The organism is Pseudochelatococcus contaminans, assembly GCF_014195635.1.
GTDB lineage: Bacteria > Pseudomonadota > Alphaproteobacteria > Rhizobiales > Beijerinckiaceae > Pseudochelatococcus > Pseudochelatococcus contaminans.
The window spans coordinates 426,670-440,618 of sequence record NZ_JACICC010000004.1 but is presented as its reverse complement, the minus strand read 5'-3'; the positions used below and the strand labels follow the sequence as shown (position 1 = coordinate 440,618).

The following is a 13,949-nucleotide window of genomic DNA, read 5'->3' as shown; positions in this document are numbered from 1 at the left end:
CCCCGTCGCTCTTCGCGTTGGGGGAAGGTTCACATGGCTCAATTCTCAATGGAAATTATGCGCCTAACCGGCTCAGTTCTGCGCGGAAACCAACAATGAAACGCACGTCGCGCTGCTATCGTTCACCTACAACGTGGGTGTCGGGGCATTCTGCAAATCGACGCTCGCTCGGAAACTCAATGCCGGCGATACCCGCGGCGCTTGCGACGAGCTGCCGCGCTGGAACAAGGCTGGCAGCAGGGTGCTCCCCGGCCTGACGAAACGCCGCGCCGAAGAGCGCGCTCTTTGTCTCAAGGGAGCGTGACCATGGGCGCTCTCTCCATCATCTGGCAGATCGTCTCATCCCGAATCGGCATCGCGGCCATAGCCGGCACGCTGTCCTATGGCGTCGGATACCATCGAGGCCATAGTCACGCCGACCAGACTGCGCAGGTTGCGGTCCTGCAATCGCAGGTTGAGACGGCCCGCACCGATCTCAAGGCCGCGCAATCTGCGGAGCGCATCGCGCGCGCGCAAGCCGAGCAGCTTGCCGAAATTACCCTGAAACAGACGGAGACGGTCAATGACCTGGAAAAAGAACTGGCCTCGCGCCCCGGCCGTGATGCTTGCCGCGTCACTGATGCTGACGCTCGGCGCTTGCTCAACATCCAAGACGGTGAGTGAGGTGAGACGCGACCTGCCTCCGCTGCCGGCCTATGCGGAAACAGTGAAGGTGCGCAAGCCGACATTGGGCGAGGATCCCCTCGTTATCGCCGCCCGCGAGCGTGCCGGGCGAGGCGCGGCAAACCGCCGGATCAAGGCTTTGGTCGCTTGGTACGATTGTGTCCGCACCCAATACGCCGGAGGGCAGTGCCATGCCGGAAAATGAGGTCAAATTGACCGAGGCCGAAATCCGAAAGATCGTCGCTGAAACGGTTACGGAAACCCTGCTCCGCCTCGGCGTTGATGTCGGCAAGCCACTTGAGGTCCAAGCCGACTTCCAGCATCTGCGACAGTGGCGTAGCTCAGTTGAGACAATCAAGCGCCAAGGTGTTCTGACGGCTATCGGCATCATTACCGTAGGCGTGCTCGGCCTGATATGGCAGGCTGTGCGGGAAGGAGGTAGCGGGCCGTGATTGATGATGGCGGCTTTTGACCCCGTTTCAGTCATTCATGAGTGGATGGCAGTGCCTCGAAAGCTGCCGTTAGCCCCCGCAGCGCGGTTATTACCTCGTTCGTCTGTGATAATGCAGGGAAGCAGGCCTTGATTGTTTCCAAACTCAAAGGCATAACTAGGATATGCAGAACTCCACCTCTCTTGGCCGATAATGTCAGATCCCAACGCTCCATCATACGCCCAGCCCACCAAGGACAAGGCACGGAGGCTTTCTCTCACTCACGCCGTGGAGCTAGTGACGTCACGCCGGGATGCAGCAGCGATCGTGCGCCGCGACCATCCCAAGCGCGTGCGTAGAGCGCTATTGAACAGCGAAATCGTTGGCGACAGGCTGGCGGAGAGGCTTGCAAGGACGACGACCTGATTTCTTGGGAGACCTTCCGCGCTGCGGCAATTGGCACGCGGAAACCGAATGAGATTACCGTGGCCTACCTAGCTGGCCCAGAACCGCAGAACGACCTTGCGGTGCTGTTGGAGCTTGGTGTGCGGCCCGAGAACATCTGGGCCTTCGAGGTCGAGGAAAAGGCGGCAACCCAAGGGCTCGATACTCTACGCGAATTGAAGGCACGCGGAGTAAAATTCATCCCAGCCGGCATCGAAGACTACTTCCTCGGCACCCCGCAGCGTTTCGACATCATCTATTTCGACGCCTGCGGGCCGTTCCCAAGTAGGAGCTCAAATACCGCCCGCGCCCTTGCCACCATGTTCCGGTATTGCGCGCTGGCCCCGCTGGGGGTGCTAATTAGCAACTTCGCCAGGCCGGACGTCTCCAAGTCTGAGGATCTTGATCGATACAGCTTCCTCGTTGCGGCCTATTTGTACCCTAAAGATTTTCTGGAGTCGAAAGGTGGAGGCATCGTCGAGGGTCCTCAAGCCCATGGCTATCTCTTAAATCCTTCGCGCGAAGCCGTGGACGAATCGGGAGACGACAAGCCGGCCGAGGACTTCATCAACGAAGTAAAGGCCAATTTCGAGCACTACTACGGCCTGTTCATTACACGCAGCCTAATGGACTTGGCGACCATTGTCGCACCAATGGCCCGACTCTTGAGTTCTGACTTGTGGAAGGTCGCCTTCAAGGATGACATTAAGGCTGCCATCGCTCGTGGGAAGCGCCTAATCATCTTCAACGAAGAAGCTCTTGGAAGCTATGAGGACGCGGAACACGATGGCACGGACGCCGCCATTCAAAGCGCAGTCGGCGCAACAACCGACCTTGTCAACGCTGCCGAAGGAGAATCCGCGGATGAAATGGCGAGCGAATATATAGACTCCGATGGCGATGCCATCGTCGATTCGGACCATTCCTCCCTGATTTGGACGTTGGCCGCGTGTGGTTACTATCCGGTCGATACCAACTTTGGACAGCCTCCCGCAGGTGCCAAGAAACTGATTAGGGATTGGCACAATGCCCTCGTGGGTAAGTTGCCTATCCAGCACATCAACGATCTCAAAGACCTAGTGGCGGTGTACTACGCTTGGCGCCACGACCAATCATTGTGGTCGGAAGCGATGCTAGAAATAGGCCAGTTTCCGTACCGCGAACGCATGCCCTTTCTTTGCGACGTCCCCACTTCGGAAATTGGCTTCTATCCGGCATTTGCGCAGCTTGCCTATCCTGCCCACCCGAACGTGCGTGAGACACGGCGTTTCCGGTATGTAGCTGAGACCAAGATTACACCTATGTTCATCGACGTCATCGCGTTTGACGAATGTCGCTACGTTTATGACTGGATCTCGGCTATGCACCTGACGCCCGAGGACTGGAAAGATCTCTCGGCGCAACTGACTTTTCGCTTCGCGCTCGATGGAATAGCCAAGGACAAGCGTTGGTTTGGCAGCGATTTCCTCTATGGGTGCCACGTAGTCGGCGAGAGCGCGGACTTCCTGACCAGCGAGCTCACATTGCGACAGAACCTTAGTCCCACTTCCGGCGACAATGGCGATGTAGAAGTCTTGAACGCCTGCTAGGCGCAGTGAACGCCGAAGTGGCCCTTTCAGCCTCCAAATAGTGGTGAGTCACAAAGGCTTTCAAAATTGCTGGTCCGCTTGGCCCGATAAGTTTCAAGAGCGGCCAGTCAGGAATCAACCTCTGTCTCACCGACACCGACCCTGATGCAGTCGCAACTTATGGAACTCGCTGATCTCCGCAGCGGACATTCCTAGCCGGAGTTCTGACACATCCAACCTTGGAAACTGTGACTGGATTACAGGGTCAAACCGTCGGGCTTTGACACCGGAAACTTCCTCACCTACGTTGGTGGGAAACGACGAACTAAAGCATTTCGCTTTTACGTTGATACATATCCTGCGTGCTTGATGAAGTTCCAGCATTCCTGTGGCGTGAAGAGGTCACAGATGTCGCCAAGTGCCTGGCTCAGATGGTCGAATGTCCTTACACCTGTCCGCCGCAGGTGTGCTTTCAGCTTGACGAACGCCATTTCAATCGGATTGAGATCCGGCCTGTAAGGCGGCAGCAACAGAAACCAGCATCCCTGGTCCTTTAGTGCTTTTGCTGCGCACGAACTATGGTGGGTGCTGAGATTGTCGAGGATGACGACAGTGCCGGGGGAGAGTTGCGGCGCAAGTTGGGTTCGACATAGGTATCGAAGGCAGCCCCGTTCATGGCGCCTTCGATCACCCAGGGCGCAATCAGCGCATTGCCCGTCAGTGCGGCGATGAAGATCTGGGTATGCCACTTGCCGAAGGGGGCCGTCCCCTGAAGGCGTTTGCCACGGGGCGCGCGGCCCCTGAGCCGGGTCAGATTGGTCTTGACGGCGGTTTCGTCGATGAAGACCAGCCGTTCGGGCTTGCGCTGCATGAAGGGCTGACGGCGCTCTATCCAGTCGGCGCGGGCAAGGGCGATGTCGACACGGCAGCGCTCGTCAGCGACCAGCGACTTTTTTTGTATGTGAAGCCAAGCCGTTCCAGCGCCCGACCAATGGACGAGTGATGAACCTGAACACCCTCGGCATCGGCCAGCGCATCGCGCACCGGCATGATATTGCTGATGTCGCGCAATTTGGCCTCCCGCGAGCAGGCAATGATCATGGTCCGGTCGGTGCCTGCAACTGGCACGACCCCAACCGGGCGACCGCGCAAACGCCTGTCGGCCTGCTGTTCAACACTCGCAAAAAATCCATCAAAATCCAGATACAGACGCTCGATTGTTCCAGGTTTACGCAAGACACACCTCCCCTGTGGCGCGACAAGCGCGCGATCACCACAGCGATGGATTGGGACAAGACCACCGGGCATCCGGCATGTGTTCATTTTATGTTCTCACTCGATCAGAGAGTCAAGCTATGCCTATGCCGGTATTCTTCATCGAGCCGATGTCATGGTTGCCGAGGCCCTGATCTGATGGGTCAGGGGGGGGAGGGCGGATTGTCCGGGGTGAGAACAAATGCGCTCCTACGCTGGTCGCGGGACGCATATGGGACACATTCACCATGAACAAATAGCGAACATATGCAATAGGTGGGCACAATAAACGACTAAAAATCAAATAGTTAGCTAAGGCGCCCATGTTCGGGACGAGGGGGTCGGAGGTTCGAATCCTCTCGCTCCGACCATCTAATCAAAATCCAGTCATAAAAATTTATATAAGCTTTAGATTGTGCAATGTTCATGCAGCTTTTTTGCCTGCGATAACCGTGCGGTTGCGTCCTGATCTCTTCGCTGAATACAACGCCTGATCTGCCGCATCGATCAATTGTACGTAGTCGGGATGGCCATCATATTCCGCGACTCCAATTGATGCAGTGATATTGATCGTTTGGCCGTCGGATATTACCAATTGATGAGAGGCCAGTTTTTCCCTCAATCTTTCGGCATTTTGAAGCGCTTCGCCTGCCGTTGTCTCTACCAATACGATCAGAAACTCTTCTCCGCCATAGCGGAAAATGAAGTCGTTAAATCGAATGGCGTTCAAAATCACTTCCACAACTTGCCGAAGTGCATTGTCTCCGGCAGAATGCCCCCATTGATCGTTGATCGTCTTGAAGTGATCGATGTCAAGCATCAAGATGGAAAAGGGAGCCTTCGTACGCAGCGAAATGGCGATTTCCCGACTCATGATCGTGGGCAGGAACCGGCGATTCAATGTCCGGGTCAGCGGATCTCGACCACTTTCTATGCCGGCCACGCTCTGAAACATACTTGCGATGATATGCTTTGTTTCATCCACGAGTGCGCGGAGTTTTCCCAGTTGAACCCGAAGATCGCCGCTGTCTGACTGCTTGGCCTTTTTGATGCGGGGCAGGATCTCGTCATCGATTTCATGCAGGTTGTCTCGGATGGCTTCGAGGCCGGGGGAGTTCTGGAACACCAGGTCGGCGTGATGGCGAAACCAGATGCCGAAAGGTGATTTCCCGAGCGGCATCATCTCAGTCTGCGGTCCGTCGTCGAACAGCGGAAACAAGATGGATTGCAGCCAGTCCATGAGCGCGGCGTGCTGCGCCTCCTTTTCGATGGATACATCCTGCCCGACCGCGAACAGGCGGAAAGCCTCATCCGCTTGCGCCCGGCGCACGCTGCCCAGCATGTATGCTTCGCTCATGATACCGAGTGACCAGTCCATACGGGCGTTGAGGAAAATCAACGCTTCGGCCAGTGTCTCGCGTGCCTCGATTTCTTTGAGGAAAATGATCGAGAGTTCCGCCTTGAGCAGGGCGGCCGCCTTCATGACGATGTGAAGCGGAACCTTTATTCGTGCGTGAACCTCGCCAATTTTGCGCTGATAGGCCGTGGCTGTCTCGGCATCATCATTGTTCTGGAAGACGTCCCGCAACCATTTTTCCAGAGAACCGACAAGGCGGGTCTCGACAATCTCATGGTCCAGGAAACTGGCTGCGTCGATGTCCAGCAGAAGCGTGTCATAGAATACACGAACGAGACGTGGCGCATTACTTTCCGCCAGGCTAACGACGAGGGCGCTGATTTCGCTTCTCGTATCCGGGCGACCATACCAGTATGGGAGAGGTATGGTAACATCGTCGTCCTGCATTGGCTTCATCCCGAAGGTCTGTCTGTTATTTATCGAGTTAAACATTTTGTTTATATAAAACAAATATGTATGACTAGATATTATTTTTATTGGTTTTATAAATACCTTATGGCTATATTTTTGTGAATTCGACGTAAAAATCCCGAATGCCTGACGCAAGAAACTGCACGGCGACGCAGGTCAGCAAAAAGCCCATGATTTTTGTGACGGCTTGTATTCCGTGCGTACCGAGAAGTTTTTCGATAAAACCCGATGAGTAGAGCGCGATGTAGGAGATTGCGCTGGTGATCGCTATACCGGCAAGGACAACGGCATAACCGCCGATTTCATTGTTTTCCGGAATGGCAGCACCGAGACCCATCACGATGGCAATCGAGCCCGGTCCTGAAAGGCCGGGCATTGCGAGCGGCGAAAATGAATAGTCAATGTCGGCACGTTTGATCTGGGAGGGGGCGGCATCGACGTTTGACGCGCTGTCTTCGCCTGAGAAAATCATTCGTAAGGCCAGTATCATAACGATGATGCCGCCTGCGATCCGAATGCCGGGCAAGGAAATACCAAACAGAGCGATGATAACGTTACCGAGCACAAGAAATGTCGCCAATATGAAAAAGGCGTAGATGCATGCCTTTTTTGCCTGAACGCGCTTGTGTGGCTGTGACATACCGCGGGTCAGGGACATGAACAGAGGGATCGTGGCAAGCGGGTTCATGATAGGCAGAAGACTGACGACGACAATCGCTATGTATTTCGATGACTCTACTAAAATTTCCACGTCTCACCCTTCCCAAGTCAGTCAGTCAGCCAGCCAGCCGGTCAGTCAGCCAGTTTGGTCAACTAAGTGGGGATCTGATATCCCAATGCAACGTCGGAATTGTGTAAAGCTACCCATAGCCAAGTAGAGATGCGATCTACATCCCGTGCATTTTACTTTATAGCTGGGAAATTTGCATCAAATCTATTTGGCGCTCTTTCGATATGGAATTCTTGTAAACGCCCCTGAAATTTAAATAATCTCTCTCAGGCCTGCATGCCTTTCTATATTATCTCTAATAGGGCTTTCCTTCGTAGATAAATAGCGTGAATGTGTTGCATAGATATATTTGATATCATGCATTTTATCCAGACAATGCTTAAGGTCACGTCTTGCCTGTAATTCACAGCCGGGGGCCTTATCGTGGAATTGATCGTAAAGCGTTTGCTGTTTTCAAGCCGATGGCTGCTGGTGCCGTTTTATCTGGCGCTGTTTGCCGCGCTGGTCGCCATGCTGATCACGACGATCAAGGAGTTGTTCGATTTTCTGCCGCTGGTTTTTACGGCCAGCCCCTCTTATGTCGTCTTGCGCGTGCTGACACTTGTTGACCTTGCCTTTATCGCGGCGCTGGTCGTGATCGTTATTTTCTCCGGTTACAAGAATTTTGTCTCCGCCGTTACCAGCGGTGAGAAGAATGACTGGCCGGAATGGATGGGACAGATTGACTTTACCGGCCTCAAGTTGAAGCTGATGTCATCCATCGTCGCGATTTCGTCTATTCAGCTATTGAAGAACTTTATGGATGTCAGTCAGTTCACCAACAGGGAGCTGATATGGATGGTTATTTTGCATCTTGTTTTCATCATCACCGGCCCGCTTTTGGCGCTGACGGAGAAAATATCCTACGGCAAAGATGAGCATTGAACCGTAGCCGTGATGGCGCCGGGGCACACAGCGATGCACCCCGGCGCGGTGTTATGCTGCGAGGTTCTCGGCGACCTCGAAGGATGCGGCTGTGCCGGCCTTCACGTCGTCAAGCGTGACGCCGTCCGCAAGTTCAATCAGCTTCAGGCCATTGTCGTTGACCTCGAACACTGCCAGATCCGTGATGATCAGGTCGACGACTCCCTTGCCGGTAAGGGGCAGGTCGCATTCTTCAAGGATTTTGGGCTCGCCGCGTGCAGTGTGCTCCATGACCACAACCACGCGTTTGACGCCGGCGACGAGGTCCATGGCGCCGCCCATGCCTTTTACCATCTTCCCCGGAATCATCCAGTTGGCGAGATCTCCCTTGCGAGACACCTGCATGGCGCCCAGAATGGACAGGTCTATATGACCGCCGCGGATCATGGCGAAACTGGCTGCCGAGCTGAAAAAACTCGAATGGGGCAGGGCGGTTATCGTCTGTTTGCCGGCGTTGATAAGGTCCGGGTCTTCCTCGCCATGGAAGGGGAATGGACCCATACCGAGCATGCCGTTCTCGCTTTGCAGGGTGACGGTTACACCCTCCGGAATGTAGTTAGCCACCAGCGTCGGGATTCCTATGCCGAGGTTGACGTAAAACCCGTCCTCAAGTTCGCGTGCGGCACGGGCCGCCATCTGTTCACGTGTCCAGGCCATTGCTTCTCTCCCTGACAGTGCTTCGACGTTCCGATGAAACGTGAAAGCTCTGTAGCTTATTGATATACAGTGTTTTTCGATGCTCGGAGTGTTGGTTCTCTATGCGACGGCCGGGCGCGTCGTGCGTTGCTCGATGCGCTTCTCGTAATCATTGCCCTGTACGATCCGCGCCACGAAAATGCCTGGCGTGTGGATGGCATCGGGGTCAATCCCGCCGACATCGACCAGTTCCTCAACTTCCACGACGGTCACGTCTGCGGCCGTCGCCATTTCAGGGTTGAAGTTGCGAGCGGTCTTGTTGAAAATGAGATTGCCTTCGGTGTCGCCCTTATGCGCCTTGATGATCGCAAGATCGGCCTTCAGCGCGCGTTCCATGACGTATGTCTCACCGTCAAACTCGCGCAAATCCTTGCCCTCTGCTACCAGCGTCCCGACGCCTGTTTTGGTGAAAAACGCCGGAATGCCGGCGCCCCCGGCCCGAATGCGCTCGGCCAGCGTCCCTTGCGGATTGAATTCCAGTTCGAGCTTGCCTGAAAGATACTGCTCCGCGAACAGTTTGTTCTCTCCCACGTAGGATGAGATCATCTTGCGGATCTGTCCACGCTCAAGCAGTTTGCCGAGGCCGGCGCCGTCGATGCCGCAATTGTTTGAGATAACGGTCAGATCCTTGACACCGCTTTCGGCGATCGCGTCGATGAGTTTTTCCGGGATGCCGCACAGGCCGAATCCCCCGGCCATGATGGTGATTCCATCCCGCAGAACGCCATCGAGAGCAGCCCGCGCGTCAGGATAGACTTTATTGATTGCCATGAACGTTCCTCCCATGAACGCACGCACTTTCAGCCCAAGACACTCAAAATGCAAGGGTGTGTCGCACATCGCAGCTTATAGCAGTTTCGCATGAAACTGAAGAGCGTGATATTTTCATCCTATTGATATTACATGTCTTTCAACGGTATGGATTGGATACGCGCCCGCTCTTCATGCGTCTCCTCTGTTTGTGAATCCGCAAACGCGTTCGCAAATACCGTGTGGAGAGTTGCGGAAGGGGCTGGACTTTTCCCTTTGAGATGTGGCAATAGAAAAATTCTGGTTCTCGCCGTTCTTGGAGCGGTAAACTGTTGCTTGTCAGGCAATGACAGGCACGGGCGGGTGTGGTGGAACTGGTAGACGCGCCGGACTCAAAATCCGGTTCCGCAAGGAGTGTCGGTTCGATTCCGACCACCCGCACCATATTTATTTGCAAGCAGCCGCCACACCAACCCTGCTTGCGTGTGCGGTTCTAGGTTTTGCATCCCATCCGCACCCTGTTTATATGCTGTCTTGATCTATATCCTGACCTGGGCAGCCTGATCCCATAATTTTTCTTGCATGCCTTGTGTTCTTGGTTGCAGGTGTTCTGCAAAATAGGAGCATGCGTTCCTGATCGCCTATTTTGCCGCCAATGAGGACGTTGAATGCTTGTCAGGTCCGCGACACAAGCTGATATCGCTGGTATTACCGCGATTTTCAACCACGCTGTTATTCATACGACCGCGATCTGGAAAGAGAATCCCGTCACTGAAGACAATCGTTTAACGTGGCTTGCTGCTCGGCAGGCCAGCGGTTTTCCTGTGCTTGTCGCAGTGCCTGAAGGTGCGGCAGAGCAGGGCAGTATTTACGGGTATGCGTCGTTTGGAGAGTGGCGATCGTTCGACGGTTATCGTCACACGGTCGAGCATTCGATTTACGTTCACCCGGATCATCAGCGCCTTGGGATCGGGCGGCTTCTTCTCGCGCGACTTATCGATGAGGCAAGGGGACAGGGGCGGCATGTAATGATGGCCGCCATCGAATCAGGCAATGAGGCATCGCTGGCACTGCATCGGCAGTTTGGCTTCCAGGATGCAGGATACTGCCGAGAAATGGGTACGAAATTCGGCCGCTGGCTTGATCTGACTCTGCTGCAATATGTTTTTGAAGACAGCATGCCATGAGCCTGCTTCGGGACTTTCTGCGGCGAAAGGCACGCATGGACGCCATTTATTCCCGGTTTGCGGATATTGTCATCCACCGCAGGTGATAATACTAGATTGATAATAAAGGAAATTTGGGGACGGGCGATGGGAATCGAGCCCACGACATACAGCTTGGGAAGCTGGTGGGCGTAGGGCTATTTCCTTTCCGGGGTTTGCGTATCGGGTTCTGGTTCGCTCATTCCTTATTCTCGGGGGTGGGGGTGTTGTCGGGCGGACTTTTGCTGTCCGCTGATTGTCTTTTTTTTATCTGATCTTGATCGTAATGCCACTTGATGGCGAAGAACATGCAAATGCCTACAACGATAATCTTGAACGGCAATAGGATTATCGGGAAATAATCTGTCCAATGCGTCATTTTAAATAGCTCCAGTCTATTACTTGAGATCATATATCGTGAGGGGCGCTACATGAAAACTGCTGCTCCAGCATCTCTTGGGCATCATCGATGCAGAAGTGAATAAGGCCACGGACGGGGATTTTCGTTGTTGGTCTTTGGGCTTGGGGGCTGATTAGTGACCGCCGGTCCTGTTAATAAAGGCCCGGATTTGTCGCAGAACCGCATCGCATGTGGTGGTTTCCGCCTTGCCCAGTTGTTCTGCATGCCTTGTCTCGATGGTTGCGATCTTCACGGAGCGGATGACAGATGGGGCGGGTAGCCCGACGGCTTCATGGTCAGGTATGGCAACATCGCCAGTCCATGGTTGGTTATTGGCCGAGGTGATCATGACGACCCAGAGGAGCCGCGCATCCTCTCCGGTCGCACCTGCTGAGACAACCAATGCGGGGCGACGCTGGCGGGTATCGCGGTCGGTATAAGGGAAGGGGATGCGGATCACGTCGCCCTGTTCAAAGGTCGGCATAGGCTTTCCGATCCGCTTCGCTGTCCCACTCGGTGAAAGTGGCGAAGGGGTCATCCACCACAGGTGCGGGCCTGGCTCGCGTCAGCACAACACGCCCATCCTCGATTGCATAGGCGATCTCATCGCCCTCTTTGAGTTGCAGGGCGGACCGTACAGCCTGCGGGATTGTCGTCTGTGCCTTGCTCGTGAGCTTGCTGGTGATCATGGCGATACCCTCCCGCTCACTATGTAAGGAAAATCCTTGCATGCAGCAAGGGGTATCTGCGAGCCTCTCTTTTCAGGTGGAGTTTTTGTGGGGCGGGCCTTGCCCTCATCACAGGGGCTATTGGGCTGATTTTGTACGGGAGGAACTGAGCTATGCCCAATCCATCCGTTTTCATGGTCCACGGGTGTTCGTCACAGGCGAAGGGCACGTACGGACGCCGTTTGTTCCCGATTCACGGATATTGTCATCCATCGCAAGGGACGATACCGGATTGATATCTTTGGAGATTTTGGAGCGGGCGATGGGAATCGAACCCACGACATACAGCTTGGGAAGCTGTCGTTCTACCACTGAACTACGCCCGCAGCAGGATCATTTTCCAGAGGCTGAGAATATCATACGGAAATGAACCCTATCTCTTCAGAGATATGATTTTCCCAAATTAGCGCTTTTTACGTTTGCGGCCAACATAATTGTTTGGCTTCCCACAACTCTTGCGGGCACGCTCGAACCTTGCGGGGTGGCCGGACACAAAAAAACACGGAGCATTCAATGCTCCGTGTTTTGATCATTTCCGGATGAGTATTGTGTCAGCCGGGATAATTCTATGACAGATCAGCAGAAATCTGTTTTCTGATGATTATGCTGCGCGAGCGGCAACGCGCTGGGCGGTGAAGTGGCCGCACCAATCTTCAGCCGTCACGACCGGCCACAGGGAGACAGTCTCGCTGTCAGCCTTCGGTGCGGGCGGGTTGAAACGGCATACGCCCGTGTTTGCCACGGATGCGGTCTGCTTGTTGCTGTCGTCGAAGAAAATGCAGCCGGTGCAGGAAGTCGTGGTCATCACCAATCTCCTCGTTAAACAATGCGGCAAGTGCCAAAATCTGTGCTCGAAAGGGTGACGCCTGAAGGCGAATTCCCCTCGACTGGCAGAATCAGAATGGCCTCCCGATTGGCCTCATTCCGGTCTACCTTCCGCGCTTTGCGATAGCTCTGCGCGTTCATTGGAATGAATATAAATTAGACTAGTTCAAAAAAGCAAGCCCAAATTTGTCTTCCTCCCGCCGTAGAAGGTGGTGTCAGAGATTATGGCTTTTTATCAATGTGTTATTTTTGCTGAATGATGAGCATCATGCCTTGTGGCGTACCGAACCGCAGGGTGAAAGCATAAAAAATGGCCGCCTGCATGATGCAAGCGGCCATTCATGGATCATTCTGGCTATGTCGAGAATCGCCGGAACTGCGTTATTTCCGGGCGAAGAGTGTGTCCAGCGTTTTGCCGGCGGCGAAATGCTCGTCCGTCACGTTTTTCCAGCCGCCGAAAACATCCTCGACCTTGAGCAGGCGGATTTCGGGGAACCGATCCTTGTGACGCGCGATCACCTCCGGATCGTGCACGCGATAGAAGAAGTCGGAGAGAATTTCCTGTCCCTTCTCGCTATAGAGAAATTCGAGATAGCCGTTTGCGGTTTCCGTGGTGCCCTTTGTGGCCGCCACCTTATCCACCACGCTCACCGGGAATTCGGCCAGAATGCTCACCGGCGGCACAACGACCTCATAACCCTTGTCGCCATACTCGCGGCGCACGCCATTGACCTCGGATTCGAACGTGATCAACACATCGCCGAGGCCGCGCTCCACGAACGAGGTCGTCGCGCCGCGTCCTCCGGTGTCGAAAACCGGGACATTCGCGAAGATGCGCTTGATATCTTCATGGACCTTGTCGACATCGCCTTTGTGATGCTCAAGCAGCGCTGCATAGGCGGCGAGATACGTGTAGCGCGCATTGCCGGACGTTTTGGGGTTGGGGAAGATGGGCTGCACGCCCTCGCGCGCCAGATCCGACCAATCCTTGATGCCTTTGGGGTTGCCCTCGCGCACAAGGAAGGCGGGGAATGAGTAAAATGGTGACGCGTTATTCGGCAGGCGCTCTTGCCAATCAGCGGCGACCAGATCGCCGCGATCATGCAAAATCTGTATGTCGGTGGCCTGGTTGAAGGTCACGACATCCGCCTGAAGACCTTCCAGAATAGCGCGTGCCTGTGCCGAAGAACCGGCGTGGGACTGCTTGATGGATACGTCCTGGCCCGTTTTGGCCTTCCATTCTTCAATAAAAACCGGGTTGATCGCGGCAAAAAGCTCGCGCGCGATATCATAAGATGCGTTCAGCAGTTCCACCGGCGGCTTGTCGCCCGCGGGTGCCTGCTGGGCCGCTGCCGGTCCAGAAAGCGCCACGAGCGCGGCAATGGCCAATCCCCCAAACCATTTCATGTGCAAATCCTTTCCGGGCCGGGACAGTCTTCAGGACCATCTCGCCAAGCCGATATC

At 54.7% G+C, this 13,949-nt stretch carries 16 protein-coding genes, 2 tRNA genes and 2 pseudogenes; 9 read left to right on the top strand and 11 right to left on the bottom strand.

Features of this window, described 5'->3' with window-relative positions:
* Nucleotides 1-94: 94 nt before the first annotated feature.
* From FHS81_RS10640 to FHS81_RS10615, 6 genes and pseudogenes are all read left to right on the top strand, one after another.
* Nucleotides 95-304, top strand: a pseudogene (locus tag FHS81_RS10640) (glycoside hydrolase family protein); the annotation flags it as partial.
* A gap of 2 nt (nucleotides 305-306) precedes the next feature.
* Nucleotides 307-663, top strand: coding sequence for a hypothetical protein (locus FHS81_RS10635; protein WP_183752731.1), 357 nt, complete (start codon nucleotides 307-309; stop codon nucleotides 661-663).
* A gap of 1 nt (nucleotide 664) precedes the next feature.
* On the top strand, nucleotides 665-868 hold the full coding sequence (locus tag FHS81_RS10630; protein WP_183752729.1) for a hypothetical protein: 204 nt from the start codon (nucleotides 665-667) through the stop codon (nucleotides 866-868).
* Nucleotides 855-1,115 (top strand): hypothetical protein, encoded by a 261-nt coding sequence (locus FHS81_RS10625; protein WP_183752727.1) that lies wholly within the window; start codon nucleotides 855-857, stop codon nucleotides 1,113-1,115. Before FHS81_RS10630 ends, FHS81_RS10625 begins: the two co-directional genes overlap by 14 nt.
* A gap of 192 nt (nucleotides 1,116-1,307) precedes the next feature.
* Nucleotides 1,308-1,520, top strand: coding sequence for a hypothetical protein (locus FHS81_RS10620; protein ID WP_183752725.1), 213 nt, complete (start codon nucleotides 1,308-1,310; stop codon nucleotides 1,518-1,520).
* 59 nt (nucleotides 1,521-1,579) lie between these two features.
* A complete protein-coding gene (locus FHS81_RS10615; RefSeq protein ID WP_183752723.1) occupies nucleotides 1,580-3,127 on the top strand; it encodes a class I SAM-dependent methyltransferase in 1,548 nt (515 codons plus the stop codon).
* 320 nt (nucleotides 3,128-3,447) lie between these two features.
* Here the strand turns inward: FHS81_RS10615 and FHS81_RS18970 are convergent.
* From FHS81_RS18970 to FHS81_RS10595, 4 genes and pseudogenes are all read right to left on the bottom strand, one after another.
* A pseudogene (locus FHS81_RS18970) lies at nucleotides 3,448-3,977 on the bottom strand (IS630 family transposase).
* A 17-nt stretch (nucleotides 3,978-3,994) separates the two neighbouring features.
* A complete protein-coding gene (locus tag FHS81_RS19350; RefSeq protein WP_428982449.1) occupies nucleotides 3,995-4,414 on the bottom strand; it encodes a Y-family DNA polymerase in 420 nt (139 codons plus the stop codon).
* A gap of 370 nt (nucleotides 4,415-4,784) precedes the next feature.
* On the bottom strand, nucleotides 4,785-6,164 hold the full coding sequence (locus FHS81_RS10600; protein WP_183752719.1) for a GGDEF domain-containing protein: 1,380 nt from the start codon (nucleotides 6,162-6,164) through the stop codon (nucleotides 4,785-4,787).
* Between the two features lie 112 nt (nucleotides 6,165-6,276).
* Nucleotides 6,277-6,939, bottom strand: coding sequence for a MarC family NAAT transporter (locus FHS81_RS10595; RefSeq protein ID WP_183752717.1), 663 nt, complete (start codon nucleotides 6,937-6,939; stop codon nucleotides 6,277-6,279).
* Nucleotides 6,940-7,341: 402 nt separating this feature from the next.
* Between FHS81_RS10595 and FHS81_RS10590 the strand changes: the two genes are divergently transcribed.
* On the top strand, nucleotides 7,342-7,842 hold the full coding sequence (locus FHS81_RS10590) for a TIGR00645 family protein (RefSeq protein WP_343052471.1): 501 nt from the start codon (nucleotides 7,342-7,344) through the stop codon (nucleotides 7,840-7,842).
* Between the two features lie 51 nt (nucleotides 7,843-7,893).
* On the opposite strand, the gene FHS81_RS10585 is transcribed toward FHS81_RS10590, so the two are convergent.
* Nucleotides 7,894-8,538: a 3-oxoacid CoA-transferase subunit B gene (locus FHS81_RS10585; RefSeq protein WP_183752715.1), complete on the bottom strand. Its 645-nt coding sequence runs from the start codon at nucleotides 8,536-8,538 to the stop codon at nucleotides 7,894-7,896.
* Between the two features lie 99 nt (nucleotides 8,539-8,637).
* Nucleotides 8,638-9,342, bottom strand: coding sequence for a 3-oxoacid CoA-transferase subunit A (locus tag FHS81_RS10580; RefSeq protein WP_183752801.1), 705 nt, complete (start codon nucleotides 9,340-9,342; stop codon nucleotides 8,638-8,640).
* Nucleotides 9,343-9,686: 344 nt separating this feature from the next.
* Between FHS81_RS10580 and FHS81_RS10575 the strand changes: the two genes are divergently transcribed.
* Both FHS81_RS10575 and FHS81_RS10570 read left to right on the top strand, forming a co-directional pair.
* Nucleotides 9,687-9,771 (top strand) — tRNA-Leu (locus FHS81_RS10575).
* 224 nt (nucleotides 9,772-9,995) lie between these two features.
* Complete coding sequence (locus tag FHS81_RS10570; RefSeq protein WP_183752713.1) at nucleotides 9,996-10,514, top strand: GNAT family N-acetyltransferase; 519 nt, start codon at nucleotides 9,996-9,998, stop codon at nucleotides 10,512-10,514.
* A gap of 551 nt (nucleotides 10,515-11,065) precedes the next feature.
* On the opposite strand, the gene FHS81_RS10565 is transcribed toward FHS81_RS10570, so the two are convergent.
* The 5 genes from FHS81_RS10565 to cysP all read right to left on the bottom strand — a co-directional run bounded on the left by FHS81_RS10565 (nucleotide 11,066) and on the right by cysP (nucleotide 13,892).
* Nucleotides 11,066-11,416, bottom strand: coding sequence for a type II toxin-antitoxin system PemK/MazF family toxin (locus FHS81_RS10565; RefSeq protein WP_183752711.1), 351 nt, complete (start codon nucleotides 11,414-11,416; stop codon nucleotides 11,066-11,068).
* Nucleotides 11,403-11,621, bottom strand: a complete 219-nt coding sequence (locus FHS81_RS10560) for an AbrB/MazE/SpoVT family DNA-binding domain-containing protein (protein ID WP_183752709.1) — start codon at nucleotides 11,619-11,621, stop codon at nucleotides 11,403-11,405. Before FHS81_RS10560 ends, FHS81_RS10565 begins: the two co-directional genes overlap by 14 nt.
* 290 nt (nucleotides 11,622-11,911) lie before the next feature.
* Nucleotides 11,912-11,986, bottom strand: a tRNA-Gly gene (locus FHS81_RS10555).
* Nucleotides 11,987-12,261: 275 nt separating this feature from the next.
* A complete protein-coding gene (locus tag FHS81_RS10550) occupies nucleotides 12,262-12,465 on the bottom strand; it encodes a hypothetical protein (RefSeq protein WP_183752707.1) in 204 nt (67 codons plus the stop codon).
* Nucleotides 12,466-12,866: 401 nt separating this feature from the next.
* Complete coding sequence (gene cysP, locus FHS81_RS10545; RefSeq protein WP_183752705.1) at nucleotides 12,867-13,892, bottom strand: thiosulfate ABC transporter substrate-binding protein CysP; 1,026 nt, start codon at nucleotides 13,890-13,892, stop codon at nucleotides 12,867-12,869.
* Nucleotides 13,893-13,949 lie beyond the last annotated feature (57 nt).